At 62.0% G+C, this 21,360-nt stretch carries 19 protein-coding genes; 8 read left to right on the top strand and 11 right to left on the bottom strand.

Annotated elements, in window-relative coordinates; genetic code table 11:
• Positions 1 to 71: 71 nt before the first annotated feature.
• The 3 genes from GHT07_RS06755 (at position 72) to GHT07_RS06745 (ending at position 3,455) form a co-directional block, all read left to right on the top strand.
• The gene (locus GHT07_RS06755) at positions 72 to 2,297 is read left to right on the top strand and encodes a LysM peptidoglycan-binding domain-containing protein (RefSeq protein ID WP_194792859.1); all 2,226 of its coding nucleotides are present in this window, start codon (positions 72 to 74) and stop codon (positions 2,295 to 2,297) included.
• A gap of 82 nt (positions 2,298 to 2,379) precedes the next feature.
• Positions 2,380 to 2,733 (top strand): hypothetical protein, encoded by a 354-nt coding sequence (locus tag GHT07_RS06750; RefSeq protein WP_153584289.1) that lies wholly within the window; start codon positions 2,380 to 2,382, stop codon positions 2,731 to 2,733.
• A 503-nt stretch (positions 2,734 to 3,236) separates the two neighbouring features.
• Entirely contained in the window at positions 3,237 to 3,455 is a 219-nt protein-coding gene (locus tag GHT07_RS06745; RefSeq protein ID WP_153584288.1) for a hypothetical protein, read from the top strand.
• Positions 3,456 to 3,970: 515 nt separating this feature from the next.
• Here the strand turns inward: GHT07_RS06745 and GHT07_RS06740 are convergent.
• From GHT07_RS06740 to GHT07_RS06690, 11 genes are all read right to left on the bottom strand, one after another.
• Positions 3,971 to 4,651: an HAD family hydrolase gene (locus tag GHT07_RS06740; protein ID WP_153584287.1), complete on the bottom strand. Its 681-nt coding sequence runs from the start codon at positions 4,649 to 4,651 to the stop codon at positions 3,971 to 3,973.
• Positions 4,652 to 4,665: 14 nt separating this feature from the next.
• Complete coding sequence (locus GHT07_RS06735) at positions 4,666 to 6,036, bottom strand: aldehyde dehydrogenase family protein (RefSeq protein WP_153584286.1); 1,371 nt, start codon at positions 6,034 to 6,036, stop codon at positions 4,666 to 4,668.
• Positions 6,033 to 6,827: a gamma-glutamyl-gamma-aminobutyrate hydrolase family protein gene (locus GHT07_RS06730; protein WP_153584285.1), complete on the bottom strand. Its 795-nt coding sequence runs from the start codon at positions 6,825 to 6,827 to the stop codon at positions 6,033 to 6,035. Before GHT07_RS06730 ends, GHT07_RS06735 begins: the two co-directional genes overlap by 4 nt.
• Entirely contained in the window at positions 6,827 to 7,960 is a 1,134-nt protein-coding gene (locus tag GHT07_RS06725) for an iron-containing alcohol dehydrogenase (RefSeq protein WP_153584284.1), read from the bottom strand. The genes GHT07_RS06730 and GHT07_RS06725 overlap by 1 nt, the downstream gene beginning before the upstream one ends.
• Positions 7,957 to 8,466, bottom strand: a complete 510-nt coding sequence (locus GHT07_RS06720) for a GNAT family N-acetyltransferase (protein ID WP_153584283.1) — start codon at positions 8,464 to 8,466, stop codon at positions 7,957 to 7,959. The genes GHT07_RS06725 and GHT07_RS06720 overlap by 4 nt, the downstream gene beginning before the upstream one ends.
• Positions 8,466 to 9,743, bottom strand: coding sequence for a M20/M25/M40 family metallo-hydrolase (locus GHT07_RS06715; RefSeq protein ID WP_228488210.1), 1,278 nt, complete (start codon positions 9,741 to 9,743; stop codon positions 8,466 to 8,468). Before GHT07_RS06715 ends, GHT07_RS06720 begins: the two co-directional genes overlap by 1 nt.
• 95 nt (positions 9,744 to 9,838) lie before the next feature.
• Positions 9,839 to 11,197 (bottom strand): glutamine synthetase family protein, encoded by a 1,359-nt coding sequence (locus tag GHT07_RS06710; RefSeq protein ID WP_153584281.1) that lies wholly within the window; start codon positions 11,195 to 11,197, stop codon positions 9,839 to 9,841.
• A 40-nt stretch (positions 11,198 to 11,237) separates the two neighbouring features.
• Complete coding sequence (locus tag GHT07_RS06705; protein ID WP_153584280.1) at positions 11,238 to 12,356, bottom strand: 2-aminoethylphosphonate--pyruvate transaminase; 1,119 nt, start codon at positions 12,354 to 12,356, stop codon at positions 11,238 to 11,240.
• Positions 12,357 to 12,405: 49 nt separating this feature from the next.
• A complete protein-coding gene (locus GHT07_RS06700) occupies positions 12,406 to 14,124 on the bottom strand; it encodes a putative 2-aminoethylphosphonate ABC transporter permease subunit (RefSeq protein WP_153584279.1) in 1,719 nt (572 codons plus the stop codon).
• Complete coding sequence (locus GHT07_RS06695; protein ID WP_153584278.1) at positions 14,124 to 15,176, bottom strand: putative 2-aminoethylphosphonate ABC transporter ATP-binding protein; 1,053 nt, start codon at positions 15,174 to 15,176, stop codon at positions 14,124 to 14,126. Before GHT07_RS06695 ends, GHT07_RS06700 begins: the two co-directional genes overlap by 1 nt.
• A gap of 104 nt (positions 15,177 to 15,280) precedes the next feature.
• Positions 15,281 to 16,330: a putative 2-aminoethylphosphonate ABC transporter substrate-binding protein gene (locus tag GHT07_RS06690; RefSeq protein ID WP_407646595.1), complete on the bottom strand. Its 1,050-nt coding sequence runs from the start codon at positions 16,328 to 16,330 to the stop codon at positions 15,281 to 15,283.
• Positions 16,331 to 16,539: 209 nt separating this feature from the next.
• Between GHT07_RS06690 and GHT07_RS06685 the strand changes: the two genes are divergently transcribed.
• The 5 genes from GHT07_RS06685 to GHT07_RS06665 are packed head-to-tail and all read left to right on the top strand — an operon-like array spanning position 16,540 to position 21,347.
• Complete coding sequence (locus GHT07_RS06685) at positions 16,540 to 17,277, top strand: phosphonate utilization associated transcriptional regulator (protein ID WP_153584276.1); 738 nt, start codon at positions 16,540 to 16,542, stop codon at positions 17,275 to 17,277.
• Complete coding sequence (gene phnA / locus GHT07_RS06680; protein WP_228488209.1) at positions 17,264 to 18,478, top strand: phosphonoacetate hydrolase; 1,215 nt, start codon at positions 17,264 to 17,266, stop codon at positions 18,476 to 18,478. The genes GHT07_RS06685 and phnA overlap by 14 nt, the downstream gene beginning before the upstream one ends.
• Positions 18,468 to 19,919 carry a phosphonoacetaldehyde dehydrogenase gene (gene phnY / locus GHT07_RS06675; protein ID WP_153584274.1) on the top strand — a complete coding sequence of 484 codons (1,452 nt, stop codon included), beginning with the start codon at positions 18,468 to 18,470 and terminating at the stop codon, positions 19,917 to 19,919. The genes phnA and phnY overlap by 11 nt, the downstream gene beginning before the upstream one ends.
• 19 nt (positions 19,920 to 19,938) lie before the next feature.
• Complete coding sequence (locus GHT07_RS06670; protein ID WP_323740824.1) at positions 19,939 to 20,505, top strand: phosphonate degradation HD-domain oxygenase; 567 nt, start codon at positions 19,939 to 19,941, stop codon at positions 20,503 to 20,505.
• Positions 20,502 to 21,347 carry a DMT family transporter gene (locus GHT07_RS06665; RefSeq protein WP_153584272.1) on the top strand — a complete coding sequence of 282 codons (846 nt, stop codon included), beginning with the start codon at positions 20,502 to 20,504 and terminating at the stop codon, positions 21,345 to 21,347. The genes GHT07_RS06670 and GHT07_RS06665 overlap by 4 nt, the downstream gene beginning before the upstream one ends.
• Positions 21,348 to 21,360 lie beyond the last annotated feature (13 nt).

The following is a 21,360-nucleotide window of genomic DNA, read 5'->3' as shown; positions in this document are numbered from 1 at the left end:
AGTCAGTCGATTCGACGCTCGATGCAGACGACCGAACCTTCATCAACGACGTGCGCGGGCAGGTGCTGGCCGTGCAACAAGGCACACGCCTGCTGCGCGAATTCATCGTCAATGGCGAAGTGCTCGCGCAGTACGGCCAGGGCGTGGACCGCGTCACGGCGCGCGACAAAGACGGCAACCCGATCTTCAACGACAACATCGCGGACTTCCAGCTGGGGTACAAGTCCATCACGCCGAGCTACCCCAATGCCTCACCGGGCACATACACGGTGCAGACGGGCGACACGCTGCGGAGCATCGCGCAAAGCGCCTACGGTGACAGCAAACGCTGGTACCAGATCGCGGAGGCCAACGGTATCGCAAGCGATGCGCAGCTGCGCGTAGGCGTCTCGCTGAACCTGCCGAACCTGGTGGGCACGAGCCACAACGATGCGGGCACCTTCGCGCTGTACGACCCGAGCAAGATCGTGGGCGATACATCGCCCTACCTTGCGTTGCCGCCGCAGCCGAGTGACAACTTCTTTGCGCAGGTGTTGATGATGGCGGTGGCGATCCTGGTGTCTGTGTACACGGCAGGTGCGGTGGGGCAACTGCTGAGCGTGGCTGCGCCAACAACGGCAGGCGGTGCAGCAGCGGGCACGCTTGCAGCCACGATGGAGGTGGGTGGCGCCGTGTTCGCGGGCACTGCTACGGGCACCGGTGCCAGCGTGGTTGCTGCAGGTGCCATTGGTGCAGCAGCAGGCTCGGTTGCGAGCCAGCTGGTTGGCATGGCAGCAGGTTTGCAGAACAAGCTTGACTGGAAGGGCGTGGCGCTCGCAGCCATCGGCGGTGGTGTGGGCGCAGCACTGCCACCCGGCCCGACCATGACCACAGCAGTGCTGCGCGCCGTGCAGACGAGCGCGCTGACGCAAGGAATCGCGGTGGTGACGGGGCTGCAGAAGAGCTTTAACTGGAAGGGGGTTGCGGCCAGTGCAGTGGGTGCCGGAGTAGGAGCGGCAGTGGGCCGCGAGCTTGGCGACGGCTTCGCAGGCCGACTGGCTACGGGGTTGATCGCGGGTGCAGCCACGGCGGTGATGCGCGGTGGGCGAATCAGTGCGCAGCAAATTGCTGTCGACGCGTTCGGTAATGCTCTGGGCTTGTCAATTGCCGAAGGTGCGACTGGAAGTCGCAATCCCGTTAGCGGCTATGACTATCGCAATGAGATGGACAGGGCGAGCGACGCCTACAACCCTGCGCATCAGTACGACTATCGAAACCAGATGGATCTGGCAAGCGACAACTACAACGCCGTGTATGCCGCTGACTATCGCAACGAGATGGATAGAGCGAGCGACAACTACAACCCCGCAACCGAGTACAAGTATCGAAACGGAAGTGACATAGCAAGTGACCATGCGGCCGTGGTGCGCGTAGCCGCGGCAAAGAGGCAAAGTGCCGCCCGACTTGCACGTGAGTCATTGAGTGAGAAGACGCGTGAGCTGAATCGACTCTCGGCGTTCGCGCAGTACGCTAGCGCAGCGGCTTCACCCGTACAGAGTCAAGTTGCACTCGGCGGTGCGTGCCTGACTCCTGCGGCACAGGCTGGCCGCTATGGCTCACCCGGTCAGTACGTGTCTGCTTACGACCCAGCAGCTGGCCGCGCTGCTGCGGCTCGCAACAACGCGCTACTCAACTTCCTTGGCGGCCAAGACAAGATGGCAATTGGCGGCCTCATCGCCAGCGGCGCTTCGATTTGGTCTGGGGGCGATGTACAGGTTGCCTCGGCGGTTACCGACTTGGTTGGGCCACTTGATAGTTTGTTTGCTCCGATGGGGGGTGGCGCGTCGCGGGCGAGTTCGGCTAGTGGATCGCGGAGATTCGGTGGAACCAACCGCGCTAGTGGTGCGCTAAGCGACGCGCAAATGGAGAGCCTGGCGCGCCAAGCATTTTCGGAGCAAGCTTCATGGAAGCCCTCCAGCAGACAAGGTGACGAGCTGTACAACCACGCGTTCAACCGGCACCCATCACTGGCGACGACGGAGGCGGGGGTGATCAGTCCAGCAAAATACGATGCAAGCGCCAGACTGAATATTGTCAATCCGGAGAGCGAGATACACGCTTTGGGAGGGACGCGATATGCTGCCTTCAATCAAGGTACCGGCCAGATGACTGTGTTCTCGTTCGAAGGTGGGGGCGGCCTCGCTGCTGGCCGGCCCACAATTCATAGCTACTACATTCCTTTGCGCAATGCCATGACCACAGGAACTCCATTCAACTCGCAAGGTACAGTCAACTTGCGCGATATTTGGCCGAGGTAAAGACATGTCAAGACCATTTCATGAAGTGATCTCTGAGCTCAAGTTTCTTCGACTAACCCTCTTGCCTCCCTACTGTGAAAACTTGGATGAGGACGAAAGAGACGTTGACGACTATCAGAGCTATTTCGCGACCAATCTGAACCGCTGCAAAGAGGACGCAAGGAGCTATTTGAATGGCCTGAGTCATCTGAGAAGCCGAACCGATGAAGTAGCTATAGCGGAACTGCTGACGGCTCGATCGCGCTTCGCCGAATCGTTTCCCTTCTGTTCGGATGAGTTGGCCGACACTTCCGAACAGTCAAGAAAGCAATACGACGAGCTAATGATCGCGGCGTACTTGAAGGATGCAATGAACGGGTTTCTTGAAGACGCTTTGAGCCGCTACGTTTCGCTCCTGAACGACGTTTCCGACGAGACCAGTTCCCGGCGTGCATGAATGGCTTGGTGACCCACAAAACGGAAAGCCTGTGCGGGTGTCCTTGATGCAAACAAGTTCGGGCGATTCTGTTTGATTCTTTCAAGGCTACAACTCAATTGTTAGGAGTCCTTGATGGGTCGGTACTTGTTCGGCGAATGTCCGATTTGTAGACAAGGTCAGCTTTTGGCTGTAAAGCCCCAGGCAAGCGACCTCATAGTTATGTGCGACGACTGCGAATCGCAGTGGAAGGATCCACAAGGCGCGCAGTCATTTGAGAAGGCGTTGAATGTCGAAGTGCATAACGTGAGGGAAGCCACTACTTCTGAGGTTGAGGCGGCTGGCTGGGGAACTTTTGCAGTCGGCTAACGCACTCGCTCAAAGCGCAGCCGTGCGTGGGGCGTCGGGAATTGGTGAATGATGTGATGGTGGCGGGGCGAGGGTGGACTGCATGCTCCGCTCTTAGTTGAGTTCCTTCCAGCGCCTTGGCGAATTCTTGACCTCGTTGTCGGATCGATACGGTGATGTTGCACGAGAAGCTGGTACAAGTAATTGCTGAAAAATTCGTTTCCTCGCACGATCAGCACGGGTTCGATCTTCGGTTCGCCCTAACAATGCGGGACGATCGGCGGCCAAAAGAATGGTCTGTCGTGTTCGACGTCTTTACTCCGAGCGGCGACCTGCTTGATGGGCCGGTCGTTGTCATCGTGAGTGATGAGACGAACGAAGCCCGATTTCTTTGACCAAATCGATTCAGACTTGTGCAATTCCACACTGACGGTCGTACCTACAAGGCAGTACGCATCACTGGTCCCACCCACAACTTTCTTGGCATCGAGTTTGCGGAGTCTGATGATCGGGGCGCCCTGGTCGTAGAACCTTTGCAACTCAATGCAAATGAACCCGTTAGCCTAAGTCCCGATGAAGTGCGGCAGTGGGTTCTCGAGGGTGTACGGGAGGCGAATGAAGAGCTAGGTGCTGCCTACTGCTTGCGCCGCATCACCTTCGTGGCAAGCGACTCCCCGCCAGCAGAGGTGTACCGGTTGCTGGCGAAGCGAATAGCACTTCGGCTGCATGCCCAACCTCTTGCTTTCAACGGGGTTGAGCAATAGGCCGAGTCCGTGCGCTTCACGCCCGCGCGCGGCGACGCGCAGATGCGCCTTTGCGCAGACCGTCGAAGTCTTGTGACCTGCCCCCATGTGCCGTACCAACTGAATTGAGAAAGTAAGGGCTACGCGTGCGGCGTCTGCCCCAGCCCCTACCGCCCCACCGGATGCAACCTCAGCACCGGCCACCCACGCGCTAACGCCAGCGCGGCCAGCCGCGGATCGGGGTCGACGGCAACCGGCTCATCCACGGCTTCGAGCAATGCCAGGTCGTTCATCGAATCGCTGTACGCCGTGCTGCGGAAGTTGTCCAGCGTATGGCCGCGTGCCGCAAGCCAATGCTCCAGCCGCCACACTTTGCCCTCACGCATGTTGAGCGTGCCTTCGGTGCGGCCCGTAAAAACCTCTGCATCAACTTGCGCTTCGGTCGCGATCAGGTGCTCGATGCCAAAGTGCTGCGCTGTCAGCTCGGTGATGAAGCGGTTGGTCGCCGTGGTCATCACCACCAAATCACCTTCACGGCGATGGCTCTGCACCAGCTGCATCGCGGCCACGGGAATGCGCGGAATGATTTCCTTCGCGAGGAACTCACGGCGCAGTGGCTCCCACTGCTCGCGCGTACGGCCTTCGAGTGTGCTCACGTAAAAGCCCGCGAATGCTTCCGCGCTCACGGTGCCGGCCTTGTACTGCGCCTCCATCTCTGCATTGCGTGGCGCAAACGTTGCGCGGTCGAGAATGCCGCGCGCCATGAGGAAGTCGCACCAGAGCACGTCGCTGTCGCCAGACAGCAGCGTGTGGTCCAGATCGAAAAGGACGAGGCCGGGCAGGCTCATGAACTGGCGTTCGCTCAGGAACGCAGATGCCAGGCACGCGGCCGCGTGAAGGCCTGTATGCCGTAGGTAGACAACGTCAGGCCCACGCCCGAGTCACCAAAACCGCTCCATGGCAGGCGCGGGCTCACGCGGTCGCAGCAGTTCCAGTAGAGGCTGCCTGCGTTGACTTGCGACAGCAGCGTCTGCGCGCGCGCAGCATCAGGCGTGTACACGCCCGCCGTGAGGCCGTAGCGCGTGTCGTTCATCAGGCGAATGGCCTCCTCGTCGCCCGATACTTTCTGGATGCCGATGATCGGGCCGAAGCTTTCTTCGCGCATCAACTCCATGTCGTGATTGACGTTGGAAAACACGGTGGGTGCGAACCAGTTGCCAGGGCCGGGCAGGCGCGCACCGCCGACCAGCAGCGTCGCGCCCTTGGCTTTTGCGTCGGCCACTTGCGCATCGAGCACGTCGAGTTGCGGCGCACGCGTGATCGCGCCGATGTACGTCTCGTCGCTCATCGGGTCGCCGGCCTTGAAGCCTTTGACGGTCTGCACGAATGCTTCAACGAAAGCATCGTGAATCTTCTCGTGCACATAAATGCGCTCGACAGAGCAGCAGCTCTGGCCCGTGTTGTACATCGCGCCATCGGCGAGGGACTCGGCAGCGGCCCTCGGGTCTGCGTCGTCGCACACATACGTCGGGTCTTTGCCGCCGAGTTCGAGCTGCAGCTTGATGAAGCGCGAGCCCACACCGCGTGCGATGCGCGCGCCAGTTGCATACGAGCCGGTGAAGAACAGGCCCGCGATGTTCTGTTCCAGCAGTGCAGCGCCCACATCGCCTGCGCCAACGAGTGTGGTGAATACATCTTTCGGCACGCCTGCTTCATGCAAGAGCCTGCCTATTTCCAGGCCCGTCATCGTGGCGAATTCCGATGGCTTGTAGAGCACCGCGTTGCCCGTGAGCAGCGCAGGCACGATCACGTTGCAGCCAACAAACCACGGGTAGTTCCACGCCGAGATATTGCCGATCACGCCCAGCGGCACGTGCTCGATGCGCTCTTTCATGCCGGCTTCGTCGTACACCGTTTCGGTGGCCATCGTCGGCTCGACGAGGCCGTTGAAAAAGTCGAGCCGGCCCAAAAGCCCGTTCAATTCATTGCGCGACATCTTGATGGGCTTGCCGGTCTCGCGCGTCATCGTTGCTGCAAGCTGCTCAAGATCGCGCACGATACCCTGGCGAAAGCGGTCGATACAGGCTCTGCGTTCGGCGAGCGGTCGCGCGGCCCAGGCAGGTTGTGCGGCATGCGTGGCGCGGGCTTTCGCGGCGACTGAGGCTGCGTCGTCCGCAGGCAAGTCGGTGATCTTCTCGCCGGTCGCGGGGTTGTAGATGGAAAGGGTGGTCATGGTGTCGTTGGCTTGTGATGCTGGGCAGCGCTTGCTGCCGCCAGAAAGTCCTGCAGCAGCGCTGCGTCGTCAATCGTGTCGGTGCCTGCGCGATGGAACTCCGGGTGCCACTGCACGGCGGCCATGAAGGGCCTGGCCGTGTCGCTGCGGCGAATCGCTTCGACGATGCCATCGTGGTCGCTCACTGCCTCCACATCGAAGCCCGGCGCCAGGTCTTTCACGGCCTGGTGATGGATGCTGTTGACCTTGGCGCGCCGCAGTTGCGGATACAGCTGCGCGAGCCGCGTGCCGGGCTTGATGTCAACGTGATGGAAGTTGTTGTCATACACCGCTGCATCGCGATGCGGCAATGCCTGCGGCAACTGCGTTGGAATGTCCTGGTACAGCGTGCCGCCGTATGCAACGTTGAGCAACTGCAAGCCGCGGCACACGCCAAACACCGGCTTGCCCGCACGCTCGAACGCGGTGACCAGCGCTATCTCGTACTCGTCGCGGATCTTGTCGCCCGACCACTTGTCTTGCAGCGGCTGCTCGCCATACGTCAATGGCGACACATCAGCGCCGCCGTGCAGCACCAGGCCGTCGAGCCACTGCGCATAGTGATCGAGCGTGACGTCGCCGCGCTGCGTGGCACCGGTGGGGCTTGGAATCATCACGGCCAGCGCACCCGTGGACATGACCCAGTGCGCGATTGACTGCTCTACATACTGCAGCGTCTTGCCGGTGAAGAGCGCGCGCGTCGGGTCGGCGTGCATGAAGCACGCGGAGATGCCGATCTTCAACCGCTGCATCACAGGGCCTGCTGGAACAGCCGCTCAAAGTCAGCTGATGTGCAAGGGCGTGGATTCGTCTGGTGGCAAATGTCGGCAGTGGCGATCTCGACCATGCGCGGGAACTGCGCTTTCGTGACGCCGTGATCGGCGAGCCGGCCCTTGATGCCAATGCTTTCTTTCAGCGCCTGCAGCCACGCGACAAACGCCTTTCCGCCGCCTTGCACGCCGCACACGTGCGCCAGTTCGTCAAACTTTTGCGGCACAGCTTCGTAGTTCCACGCAAGCACCGTGTCGATCATCAGCGCATTCGCCAGGCCGTGATGCATGTCGCACACCGCGCCGAGCGCATGCGCGCACGAGTGCACGGCGCCCAAGTCTTTCTGGAAGGCAATCGCGCCCATCATCGACGACATCATCATGTCGCTGCGCGCTTCGATGTTCGATGGCTCATGCACAGCCTTGAACAAAGACCGCGCCGCAATGCGCGTGCCTTCCAGCGCGATGCCGTCGCACAGCGGGTGATACGCGGGCGACAGGTAACTCTCGATGTTGTGCGTGAGCGCGTCCATGCCTGTTGCGGCCGTCACGTGTGCGGGCAAGGCGAGCGTGAGTTCCGGATCGGCGAACACGATCTTCGCGAGCACCTTGGGCGAGAACACGATTCGCTTGAGGTGCGTGTCGTCTTCGCTGATCACGGAAGAGCGGCCCACTTCCGAGCCTGTGCCTGATGTGGTGGGCATCGCAACAAAGTACGGCAACTCGTTGACGATGGGCCGCACCTGCGGGTGATCCCACACGTAATTGAGGATGTCGCCCTCGTGCGTGGCTGCCACACCCACAACCTTGGCAACATCGAGCGCTGCGCCGCCGCCAAAGCCGATCACGCAGTCGGCGTTGTGCGCCTTGAAGGCATCGGCGCCCTTCATCACCTGGCTGGCCGTCGGGTTGCCGAACACGCCTGCGTACACAGCCACGTCAAGCCCCTGCAGGTGCGACTGGAACTCTGCAAGCACGGGCAGCGCGCCCAGCGCCTTGTCCGTGACGATCAGCGGCCGCTTGAAGCCGCGACCCAGAAGGTGCTTCGCCACTTCACGGCGCGCGCCCGCGCCAAATCGGATGGGTGTAGGAAAGTTGAAGCCTGAGATGCTCATGGTGTGGACGGGTTAAGTTCGATGTACATGTGGTTCTTGCCGAAGAGGCGACCTTCGACCTTGATCGCCCGCGGCTCGATGCCGAACGAGCGAAAGCCTGCTCTTTCGTAGAGGTTGGTGGCAACGGTGTTGCCCTCGGTGACGGTAAGCACGACGACTTCGAGCCCGATAGCGCGTGCGTGGTCAAGCAACACATCCACCAGCGCGCGGCCCATGCCGGTGCCGAAGAATTCCTGCGCGACATACATGCCGATCATCGTGGCCTTGTGCCGGCTCTTGGCGCGCCGCTCGCGCTCCATGCCGACCATGCCGCACAGCTGCTCACCCTGCAAGGCACCCCAGAAGATCATGTGTTCCGAGCTGAGGCGAACTTCCCACGCCTCAATAGGCTGCTTCTGGTCTTCCTCGAAGCTCGACGTGAATGCCTCGGGGAATTCCCACAGCGCGCGCATGCGCAATGCGCGATAGGCCGGTGCGTCGTCAGGGCCGAGGCGGCGTATCTCCATCACGGCCTCGTCAAACGGTAAATCATCAACGCCGCGCGTATCGCTCCGCGCTCGATGGAGGCGATCTCCAGGTCTTCATCATCGGTATGCGCGCCCGTGCCGTACGCGCCGAGGCCATCCATGCCGGTGGTGTAGGGCGCGACGTGCTGCACGTCGCCTGCGCCGCGCATGGCCGGGTCGTCGGCCTTGACCGGGCCGAGGCCCGCGTCTTCGCTGGCTTTCGAATAGGCCAGCAGCAGCTTCGTGCCCGCGTCGGTAGGCGGCATGGGCGGATAGCCATCGCGAAACTCTATCGTTGCGCTCGTGCCGGGCAGGCTCGCCGCCACGATCTGGCGCATGCGCTGCTTCACGCGATCGCCCTGCTCGGGCGTGAGAAAGCGCATATCGCCCTCAGCACGAAACTCCCGCGCGATTACGTTCGACTTGCCAAACGCCGTGCCCGTTGCCGTGTCGGATGCGTACTTGGTGTCGGTGCCGCCAAACACGGCGCCAACGTTGAAGGTGAGATTGGGCTCGATCAACTGCTGGCGGAAAGCGTCGAGGATGCGCGCGCCTTCGTAAATGGCGCCAAAGCCCGAGCGCTCGGAGAACACGCCCATCGAATGCCCCGCCTTGCCGCGCACGACCAGCGTCCAGCCACCTGATGAGCGCCGCGTGATCACAGCCGTGGTCTGGCCCTCGTGCCGGCCCGAGCCTTCGAACGACAGCGCGTAGTCAGACCGTTTGGCCGCCGCGATCATGGATGCGCGCGCGGTTTCACGCGGCGAGCCGGTGCGCTCTTCATCGCCGGTGAGCACGACTTCAATGCGCGCCGTGTCAAGCGCGCCCACGCTCTTGAGCGCGCGCAGAGCCTCGATCATGATCACGTCGCCGCCCTTCATGTCGTTCACGCCCTGGCCGCGCACCTTGTCGCCGCGCTGCTCCCACAAGGGCACCGAGCTTGACGGCTCGAACACGGTGTCGAGGTGGCCAAGCAGCAGCAAGCGCTTGCCGGCCGAGCCTTCATGCACCGCCAGCAGGTGGCCGCCGCGCTTCATGGAAGCAGGCATTTCGTCCCACTGCGTCTTGAAGCCCAGCTCGTCGAATTCCTTGCGGTAAATCGCGCCGACCTCGCGCACACCTTGCGCATTCAACGTGCCGCTGTTGATGCGAACGCTGCGCTCCAGCAGTTCGAGCGCCGCCGGCGAGCGCTGCTTGACGGCGGTGACGATGCGCTGTTCCGTATCCGTGAGCTGCGCGTGTACGCCACCAACGAACACCAGGAAGCCAACGGCCAATACCAGGGCAGCCCTGGAACCGGCTTTGCCGGGCCAGTGGCTGCGCCCCCTTGAGGGGGAGGCGCCGCAGGCGCTTCGGGGGTGGGCCAACCCGTTCATATGATTTCTAGATAGCGCTTCAATTCCCAATCGGTCACGCCATCCAGCCACTGCCTGTACTCCCAGTCACGCGTCGCAGCGTAGTGATCGACAAACGTGTCACCCAGCATCTCGCGCGCGATCTTCGAGCGCTGGAAGATCTGGTTGGTTTCATGCAGCGTGCGTGGCGCGCGTGGAATGTGTTCAGCGCCCTGGTTTGTGCCGGTGATCGGCGGTGCGGTGAGCTTCAAGCCCTTCTCAACGCCGTAGATACCCGCCGCAATCAAAGCGGCCATCGCGAGATACGGATTCACGTCGGCGCCCGGGCAGCGCGTTTCAAGCCGCGTCGATTTCACGCCGCCCGTGATCACGCGGAAACTCGCCGTGCGGTTGTCGATGCCCCATGTCGGCTTCACGGGCGCCCAGAAGCCATCGACCAGGCGCTTGTAGCTGTTGATGGTCGGCCAGAACATCGGCGCGAATTCCATCAGGCACAGCACTTGCCCGGCCAGATAGCTCTCGAAGAGCTTGCTCATCTTGCGCGGGCTCTTCGCGTCGTAGAACTGGTTGGTCTTGCCGTCGGACAGGCTTTGATGGATGTGGCCGCTGCAGCCGGGCAGCTTCGCATTCCACTTCGCCATGAAGCTGGGCATGATGCCGAAGCGCGAGCCGATCTCCTTCGCGCCCGTCTTGAACAGCACGGCGCGGTCAGCCTGTTCCAGCGCTTCTGAAAAGCCGAGCGCCGCTTCGTAAACGCCCGGCCCCGTTTCGGTGTGCAGGCCTTCGATGGGCACGCGGAAGGCCAGCATCTCGTCCATCAGCGCATTGAAGAACTCGCGGTTCTGGTTCACGCGCAAGAGCGAATAGCCGAACATGCCGGGCGTCAGCGTCTGGGGGTTCACGCCTTCTTTCGCGGCCCAGCTCTGCGGTGTTTCCAGAAAGTTGAACCACTCGTATTCCATGCCGGTGAACACCTGGAAGCCGAGCTTTTCAGCGCGCTTCAACACGCGCTTCAAAGTCTGGCGCGGGCACACCGGGTAGGGCGATCCATCCGCGTTGACGAATTCGCCCAGGAAGAAGTCAACGCCGCCGTCCCACGGCACATTGCGGTGGGTGTTCAGGTCGAGCCGGGCGAGTGCATCGGGAAATCCATGCTGCCAGCCGGTGACCTGTGTGTTGTCGTAGCACTGGTCCGACGAGTCCCAGCCGAACACCACGTCGCAAAAGCCGAAGCCGTTGTCGGCCGCGCCTTCGAACTTGTCTTTGTGCAGGTACTTGCCGCGCAGCACACCATCGATGTCGCTGCACGCTACCTTGACTTTGCTGGCGCCGCGCTTGCGGATGGCGGCGAGTGCGGGGTGGACTTTGGTTGCCATCTTGTGTGTCTCCTGCAGGTGCGTGATGGTGCTTGAGCGATCAGATCGCCGGCTCGCCCGAAGCTATGCCCATGTCTTCCAGCGCCAGCGCCACTGCGTTCACGGCCTGTTCCATTTCATTGGGGCCGATCGCACCGATGCAGCCTACGCGAAATGTCTCGACCTGTGTGAGCTTGCCCGGGTACAGGATGAAGCCGCGTTGCCGCGCCGCGTTGTAGAACGTCTTGAAGTCGTAGCGCGCATCGCCGGGCGCGTTGAAGGTAACGATGATCGGCGCCTGGATCGACGGGTCCAGAAACGGCATGAAGCCCAGCCGTGCCATGCCGTCGATCAACGTGTGGTAATTGCTGGTGTAGCGCGCCAGGCGCGCAGGCTGGCCGCCTTCTTCCTCGAACTGCGCCACGGCTTCGGCCAGCGCCACCACCACGTGCGTGGGCGGCGTGAAGCGCCACTGGCCCGTCTTTTCCATGTACGTGTACTGGTCGTGCAGGTCCATCGCGAGCGACTGGCTGTTGCCCGCACGTCCATCGAGGATCGCCTTGCGCAGGAACACGAAGCCCATGCCCGGCACGCCTTCCAGGCACTTGCCGCTGGCGGCGATCAAAGCGTCGAAGCGAACCTCACGCGCATCAATGGGCAGCGCGCCGAATGAACTCATCGCATCGACGATCAGGCCCTTGTCGTAGCGCGCGCAGACTTCGGCCACCGCTTCAAGCGGGTTCCACACACCGGCACCCGTTTCGCAATGAATCAGCACGACGTGCGTGATGCTGGCGTCGGCCTTCAGCTTGTCCTCAAGCGCAGCGGGCGAGACTTGTGCGGCTTCATCGAACGGCATCAGCGTACAGTTGCGGCCCATCAACGATGTGAGGCGCGCGGCGCGCTTGCAGTAAGCGCCGTTGTCGAGCACGAGCACATGGCCATCGCGCGGCACCACGGTTGCCACTGCCGCCTCTACGCTGAACGTGCCGCTGCCTTGTAACGGCACGACGACATGCGTCTCGTCGCCATGAACGACTTTGAGCAGGCTGGCCCGCAGCTTCGCCGTGACGGCATTGAAGTCGCTGTCCCACGAGCCCCAGTCGCGCAGCATGGCGAGCTTGGTGCGCAGTGTCGTGGTCAGTGGCCCGGGGGTCAGGAGGATCTTGTCGCGGTCCATGGATTTGTCTCTTCGGTTGTCTCTTCGGTTGTCTCTTGTCTCTTCAGCGCTATTTATCGGTGCCTCGCCAGGCCTGCGTGCGGCGGTTGACCCACCACGCCAGCGCCATGAAGAACAGCATGGCGATGCTCGATGCAACGGCGATCAGCACCGCCATGGCTGCGGCCGCGCCGATCTCGCCGGCTTCATCAAGATTCAGGATCGCGATCGACGCCACCTTTGTTTCGGGCGAATACAGGAACACGACGGCGGAAATCGTCGTCATTGCATTGATGAAGAAGTAGCGCGCAATGTCCACCAGCGCGGGCGTGCAGATCGGCAGCGTCACGCGCCAGAACGTCTTGAAGAACGGCACTTTCAACGACGCACTCACCGCTTCGAATTCGCCGTCGAGCGACTTCAGCGCCGTTACCGCTGTGAGGTGGCCCGTTGTATAGAAGTGGACGATCGTGCAGAGCGTGAGCAGGGCTACGGTGTGATACAGGCCATTGAGCGGATTGCGCGGCTCGTTGAAGAAGAAGATGTAGCCCAGGCCCAGCACCAGGCCGGGCACGGCCATGGGCAGCATGGCGAGCATCTTCACGATGGAGCGCAGGCCCGCCATGCCCTTGGTTTTTTCCAGCAGGTAGGCGCCCGTGAAAACCAGCGCCGTGCCAAAGAAGGCAGTGCCCGCCGCCATCTTCAAGCTGTTGAGAAAGCCAACGCCGACTTCCGCATCGACCAGGCCCATCACATAGTGCCGCAGGCTCGGCGACAGGTTGTAGGGCCAAAAGCTCGCGAATGAAGCAAACACGGCCATGCCCAGCATCGCCAGCATCAGGAATGCGACGAGGCAGCAATAGAGCGTCATCACCGCGTCGTACTTTGCATTGCGCTTGGGGCGATATGGAATCGCTCGTGCTGTGAGCATGGCCGTCTGGCGGCGGCTCACGTAGCTGTCGACACCGAACGTGATCACGGCGGGCGCCAGCAGCAGGATCGCGACGACAGCGCCCTTGGCAAAGTCTTGCTGGCCAATGACGAGCTTGAACACATCCGTTGCCAGCACATTGAAGCTGCCGCCAATCACCTTCGGTATGCCGAAGTCCGTAATGACCAGTGTGAAGGTGACGAGCGCCGCAGAGATCAAGCCGTACTTTGCGCCGGGCAAGGTGATCGTGAAGAACTTGCGCGACGCGCTCGTTCCCATTGCGTCGGCTGCTTCATACAAGCGCGCATCCGACAGGCTCAGCGCCGTGATCAAGATCATCAGCGCATGCGGAAACACCGCGAAACACTCCGCGATGACGATGCCTGGCGCGCCATAGATCTCGTTCCAGCCCAACGCCGCCATCCAGCTCTTGAACACGCCCTGGTTGCCGAACCAGTAGATCAGCGAAATAGCCGACAGCAGCGAAGGTGCCAATAACGGAATGAGCGTGATGCCGCGAAACAGTGGCTTGAACGGCATGCGTGAGCGCGTGAGCGCATAGGCGAAGCCAAAGGCCAGCGGCACGGCAATCACCGTCACCATGGCCGACACCCAGATGCTGTTCCACAGGCTGGTGAGCAGCGCCGGTGTCTGCGCGTATTCAATGAAGTTCGCAAGGCCTGCGAAGTCGCCGCTCTTGTCCTGCAGGGCCTGCATAAGGATGGACAGCAGCGGCAGCGCAAGGAAGGCCGTGAGCGCGAGCGCGACGAGGAGCAGCGCGATATGAGCTATGCGGTCGGTCCAGTGCGCGGATTGCTTCACGGGCTGCGCGGCAGCTGCAGGTAACACCGCTGCCATCAGAACACCTTGATGCGCTCGGGCAGCAGCTTGAGCTTCAGCGGTGAGCCGACCTCCAGCGATTGCTCGGAGAGGAAATTGAGCGACAGGTACACCGTGAGCGTGTTGGCGTCCAGCGCGGGCGCGGCCACTTTCACGTGGCAGTACGAGCCGAGGAACTCGATCTTCTCGATGCGCGCGTCGAACACATGCGCATCGCCCTCGTTGATTGGGCGCGCCAGCACGTCTTCGGGCCGCAGGTAGATGCGCGCATCACGATCAGGGCCGTCGCACGGCAAGCTCAGCGTGCCGAAGTGCATGGCGCCCGAGCGCACACGCACAGCAATGGTGTTGACCTTGCCGACAAAGTCCGCAACGAAAGGCGAGGCGGGCTCGCGATAGATCTCCATCGGCGTGCCGACCTGCTCGATAGCGCCGTGATTCATGACGACGATACGATCAGCCACCGACAACGCTTCTTCCTGGTCGTGCGTGACCATGATGGTGGTCACGCCCACCTTCTGTTGCAGCGCCCGGATTTCCTGGCGCAACCGCACGCGCTCCAGCGCATCGAGTGCAGACAACGGCTCATCGAGCAGCAGCAGGCTTGGCGACGTGGCGAGTGCACGCGCGAGGGCAATGCGCTGCTGCTGGCCGCCCGACAACTGCGCAGGATATTTGCCTTCGCTGCCGGGCAGGCCGACGAGCTTGACGAGCTCGCTCACGCGCCTGGCAATCTCTGCGCGTGGCGTCTTGCGATTGACGAGGCCGTAGGCCACGTTGTCCGCCACAGTGAGATTTGGAAAGAGCGCGTAGCTCTGGAAGACGATGCCGTAGTCACGCTGCGCGGGCGGCAGGCGCGAGATGTCCACGCCGCCTTGCCACACCTCGCCGGAGGTCTGCACCTCCAGCCCCGCGATGATGCGCAGCAGCGTGGTCTTGCCGCAGCCCGAAGGCCCGAGGAAGCAGACGAATTCGCCCTTGCGGATGGCCAGGTCGATGTCGCGCAAGGCCGTGAACGCGCCGAACTCCTTGCGGACGTGGCGCAGGTCGAGAAACAAGTCTTCAGTCAAGCGGCTACCCAGAGGATGTCATGCCGGGCTCGAACCGGCATCCAGCGGCAGCGGCTTTGCAGGCGCACCACTGGATTGCGGGTCAGGCCCGCAATGACAGTGGTTTACTTCCTTGCTTCGCTCTTGGAGTCGTAGCGCTTCATCCATTCGGCAAGGATGCGCTCACGGTTGTCAGCTGCCCAGATGAAGTCCATCTTGACCAGGCGCTGCTCGTAGTCCTTCGGCACGTTGGCCAGCGGCGGCGCGACGCCCGGTTGCGCGGTGATGGCGAAGTTCTTGCCGTACAGCAGCATCGCGTCTTTGCTCGATGCCCAGTCGGCGAGCTTCTTCGCAGCGTCAAGTTTCTTGGTGCCCTTGTGGATCGCGAACGCTTCGAGGTCCCAGCCGAGGCCTTCCTTCGGGAACACGAGATCAATCGGTGCGCCCTTGGCCTTGTTGCTGTTGCCGCGGTATTCGAACGAGATGCCCATCACGTATTCACCGGACGACGCCATGTTGCAGGGCTTGGAGCCTGAGTGCGTGTACTGCGCAATGTTCTCGTGCAGCGCGTCCATGAACTTCCAGCCGCCGCCCTTGCCCTTGTCGTCACCGAACAGGGTGAGCCACGCCGTCACATCGAAGTAGCCCGTGCCGCTCGATGCCGGGTTGGGCATCACGATCTGGCCCTTGTAGATCGGCTTGGTGAGGTCTTTCCACGTCTCGGGCTTGGGCAGGTTCTTCTTGCCCGCTTCCACCGTGTTGAAGCACACCGTCGCGCCCCACACGTCCATGCCCCACCAGGCGGGCACCTTCCGCTTGTCGCGGTACTGGCTCATGATCGCGTCGAGGTTCAGCGGCGCATAGGGCTCGAGCATGCCGTTCTTGTCGAGCAGCGCAAGGCTGGACGCTGCCACGCCCATCACCACGTCGGCCTGCGGATTGTTCTTCTCGGCCAGCAGCTTGGCGGTGATGACGCCCGTCGAATCACGCACCCACTTGATTTCAATGTCGGGGTTGGTTTTGTTGAAGCCTTCCTGGTAGGCCTTGATCTGGTCGGTTTCGAGTGCCGTGTAAACCAGCAGCTGCGTCTTCTGCGCGAAGGCAAAGCCGGCGCTGGCCACCAGGCTCAGGCCAAGAAGAATTTTCGGGACCACGGATTTCGGTACAAGACTCATGCGCATGCTGATGACTCCTCAAGGACAAAAGGTTTCGAGATTGCGGTACCCGGGTGACAGCGCTGTGACAACGGGCCTTGAACATCCCGCCCGTGTAGTCCGCGCCCGTCTTTGGCTCTTCGAAAATCATTTGACGCTGAGCTACCGTTCATGTCAATTGTTTTTTGCAGATTGTTGACAATCTGGCATTTGCTGCTCTAATTGCGAGCATGAACGCCGTTCCTCACCCCACGATCGCACTGCTTCAAAGCAGCTCGCTCACTACCGTGGTGCAGCAGGAGATCGAGCGCGCCATCCTGCAAGGCGAATACGCGCCGGGCAGCAAACTGACTGAGGCCGACCTGGCGCAAAAGCTGGGCGTCTCGCGCGGGCCGGTGCGCGAGGCATTTCGCATGCTCGACGAAGCAGGCCTGGTGCGTACCGAAAAAAATCGCGGCGTGTTCGTGCGCGATATCCCGATTGATGAAGCGGTGGAGATTTTCGACCTGCGCGCGTCGATGGATGAACTGGTCGGCCGCAAGCTCGCCGCGAACATCACGCCTGCGCAGTTGAAGGAAATCCGCGCGCTGGTCGATGCTATGGAAAAGGCCGTCAAGGCTGAAGATGCCTACAACTACCACTTGCTGAACCTGAAGTTCCATGACCGGCTGGTCGAGATGGCGGGCAACAGCAAGCTCACGGCGATCTACCGCAAGCTGATCAAAGAGCTGTCGCTCTTTCGCCGGTTGAACCTGGCCGATGGCTGGCTGCTGCCGATCTCTGCGAACGAGCACCGGCAGATCCTCAAGGCCATCGCGTCGGGTGACCAGGACGCCGCTGGCCGCGCGATGTTTGATCACGCCATGGACAGCAAGGAGCGCACGATCGACAACGATCTGCGCCGCCAGGCGAGGGCCACTGAGGGCGCCGCCTCCAAACATGCGAAAGCCGAACATGCTGAACGTTAACCACCGCAGCTACAAGCTGCCCACACGGCCCACGGTCGTGGTCTGTGTCGATGGCTGCGAGCCCGACTATCTGGCGCAAGCCGTTGCCACGGGCCACATGCCGTGGCTCAAGCGCGCGCTAGCCGAAGGCACAGGCATCGTTGCCGACTGTGTCGTGCCCACCTTCACCAATCCGAACAACCTGTCGATCGTGACGGGTGCGCCGCCTTCGGTGCATGGCATCTGCGGCAACTACCTGTTCGACGTGGCAAGCGGCACGGAAGTGATGATGAACGACCCGAAGTGGCTGCGCGCGCCCACGCTGCTCGCCGCACTGGCCGATGCCGGCAAGAAAGTGTGCGTGATCACGGCGAAAGACAAGCTGCGCCGGCTGCTCGGCCACAAGATGAAAGGCATCTGCTTTTCGTCGGAGAAATCGAACGATGTGTCGATGGAAGAAAACGGCATTGCCGATGTGCTGTCCATCGTCGGCTTGCCCGTGCCAGATGTGTACAGCGCGGCGTTGTCTGAATTCGTGTTTGCCGCAGGCGTGAAGCTGATGCAGCGCGAGCGGCCTGATGTGATGTATCTCTCCACCACCGACTACGTGCAGCACAAGCACGCACCGGGCACTGAAGGCGCGAACGCGTTTTATTCGATGATGGACGGCTACCTGTCGCAGCTCGACGAGCTGGGCTGCGTGATCGCGCTTACAGCCGACCACGGCATGAACGCAAAGGTTGCGATGGATGGCCAGCCCGATGTGATCTACCTGCAGGACTGGTTCGACGCGCAGCTGGGCGCTGGTGTGGCACGTGTGATCTTGCCGATCACCGATCCGTACGTGGTGCACCACGGCGCACTGGGCTCTTTCGCCACTGCGTATTTGCCTGCTGGCTCTGATGTGGGCGCTGTGATCGCCAGCATGAAAAAGATCAAGGGCATGGAAGCCGTGTACAGCCGCGAGGAGGCCGCCGCGCATTTCGAATTGCCGGCTGATCGCATTGGCGATGTCGTGTGCGTATCAGAGCGCTTCACTGTGATTGGCACCGCCGCGAGTCGCCACGATCTGTCAGGGCTGGATGCACCGCTGCGCTCGCACGGCGGCGTGAGCGAGCAGCGTGTGCCATTGATCCTCAATCGCAAGTTGCCGGGCCTGGACATGACGCGGCGCTTTCGCAACTTCGACGCCTTTGACCTGGCGCTGAACTATGCGCAGTGAGTTCATTCGCGAGCATCAGCTCGATGCAATGCGCATTGCGGGGCAGAAGGTGGGAGCAGGGCGCGATCGCGTCATCGAAGTGTTCAACCCGTACACGAGCGAGCGTATCGGCACGGTGCCAAAGGCAACGCTCGAAGAAGTGCGCGGGGCGTTTGCCACAGCGCATGCGTACAAGCCGACGCTCACACGCTACGAACGCGCTGCCATCCTGAACAAGGCTGCGGCGCTGATCCGCGAGCGGCTTGGCGACATCTCGCAGCTCATCACCGCCGAGTCAGGCCTGTGCCTGAAAGATTCGCTGTATGAAGCCGGCCGCGTGAGCGACGTGCTGCTCTTTGGCGCGACGGAAGCATTGAAGGACGACGGCCAGATCTTCAGCTGCGACCTCACGCCGCACGGCAAGAAGCGGCGCGTGTACACGCAGCGCTCGCCGCTGCTGGGTGTGATCAGCGCCATCACGCCGTTCAACCACCCCATGAACCAGGTGGCGCACAAGGTGGTGCCCAGCATCGCGACGAACAACCGCATGGTGCTCAAGCCGTCGGAAAAGGTGCCGTTTTCTGCTATCTACTTCGCCGACCTGCTTTATGAAGCGGGCCTGCCGCCCGAGATGCTGAGCGTTGTCACGGGCGATCCACGCGAGATCGCCGATGAACTCATCACCAACGAGCACGTCGATCTGGTGACCTTCACCGGCGGCGTTTCCATCGGCAAGTACATCGCCTCCAAGGCAGGCTACCGCCGCGTGGTCCTGGAGCTGGGTGGCAACGACCCGATCATCGTGATGGAAGACGCCGATCTCGACGAAGCCTCGAGCCTCGCCGTGCAAGGCTCGTACAAAAATTCGGGCCAGCGCTGCACAGCCATCAAGCGCATGCTGGTGCATGAAGCCGTGGCACAACGCTTTACCGACTTGGTGGTGGACAAAACGCGCGCCTGGAAATTCGGCGACCCGCAAGACAAGTCCAGTGACATGGGCACGGTGATTGACGAAGAAGCTGCGAAGCTGTTCGAATCGCGCGTCAATGAAGCGGTGTCACAGGGTGCCAAATTGCTCGCAGGCAATCAACGCAGCGGCGCGTTGTATTCGCCCACCGTGCTGGCCAGCGTGCGCCCTGAGACGACGCTCGTGCGCGAAGAGACCTTCGGGCCCGTCTCGCCGATCATCACGTTTCGCAACATCGACGAAGCCATCGCGATTTCGAATGGCACGGCGTACGGTTTGTCGAGCGCGGTGTGCACCAATCGGCTCGACTACATTACCCGCTTCGTTGCCGATCTGCATGTCGGCTCCGTGAATGTGCGCGAGGTGCCGGGCTACCGGCTGGAGCTCACGCCGTTCGGTGGCATCAAGGACTCCGGCCTGGGCTACAAGGAAGGCGTGCAGGAGGCGATGAAGAGTTTTACCAATCTGAAGACCTATTCGCTGCCCTGGCAGTGAGCTCCTGGGACGCGCTGCCGTGGCACTGACCCTTCACGACATTGAACAGCTCTTTGCGCAGCGCGGCGGTGAACGCTACAGCGGCGAAGACGTGACACAACTCGAACACGCATTGCAAAGCGCCAAGCTGGCCGAGGACGCCGGTGCCGACGACGCGCTGGTGACCGCGGCGCTTCTTCATGACCTGGGGCACCTGCTGCACGACCTGGGCGGCACGCCTTCGATGCAGGGCATCGACGACATCCATCAATACCGTGCGCTGCCATTCCTGCGCGGGCAGTTCGGCGCGAACGTGATCGACCCGATCCGGCTGCATGTCGATGCCAAGCGCTACCTGTGCGCTGTGCAGCCGGGCTACTTCGCAGCATTGTCCGAAGACTCTAAGCGCTCGCTTGCATTGCAAGGCGGCATCTACACCGAAGGGCAGGCGCAGTCCTTCATCGGCCAGGAGGGCGCGTTGCGGGCCGTGCAACTGCGCGTGTGGGACGACATGGCCAAGGTGCAGGGTTTGCAGACGCCGGCGCTTGCGCACTTCCTGCAACGGGCGGCGCGCTGCTCGCTGTCATCCACGCCGGCTGGCGCATGACCCTGACCTGGCCCCTTGTCGGGGCGGTGTTGTTTGGCGCGTTGCTGCACGCAAGCTGGAACGCGCTCGTCAAGTCAAGCAGTGACAAGGCGCTCGATACGGCGGTGATTCACCTCGCGGGCTCGGTGCTTGCCATCCCGCTGGTTCTGGTTGTCGGCTGGCCGCCCGCCGAGGCGTGGCCGTATGTGATCGCCTCGCTCACCATCCATATCGCGTACTACATTGCCCTCACCGGTGCCTACAACCACGGCGATCTCGGCCTGACGTATCCGCTGATGCGCGGCACGGCGCCGCTGCTCGTTGCTTTGTCGGCCTCATTCACGCTCGGTGAAACGCTGTCGCCGCTCGCGTGGGCGGGCGTGTTGGGCGTGAGCTGTGGTGTGCTCACGCTGGGCTTGTCGCGCCACGCGCTCGATTCGCCCCGCGCGGTTGGTTTTGCGCTGGCCAATGCCGTGGTGATTGCGCTCTACACGGTGGTCGATGGGCTGGGTGTGCGTGCCAGCGGTCACGCGCTGCAATATGTCGCAACGCTGTTCGTGCTCGACGGCTGGCCCTTTGCGATTCTTGTGTTCATGCGACGTGGTCCGCGCGTCGCCATTCCCTATGCAAAAGCCAGGTGGCCCGTGGCCTCGATGGCGGCACTCGCGTCGTTTGGCTCCTACGGCATTGCACTGTGGGCGATGACGCGTGCGCCCGTCGCCACCATCGCCGCGCTGCGCGAAACGTCGGTGCTGTTCGCGGCGCTTCTTGGCGTCGTGTTCCTCAAGGAGGCCTTCAACGTGCGCCGCGCCATCGGCACGGCAACGATCGTGGCGGGCGTGATGGCGCTGCGAATGGGGTAATTTGGCCAACCGT

Source organism: Caenimonas koreensis DSM 17982, assembly GCF_009646335.1.
In the GTDB taxonomy this organism is placed as follows: domain Bacteria; phylum Pseudomonadota; class Gammaproteobacteria; order Burkholderiales; family Burkholderiaceae_C; genus Ramlibacter; species Ramlibacter koreensis.
This window is presented reverse-complemented; position numbering and strand designations above follow the sequence as displayed.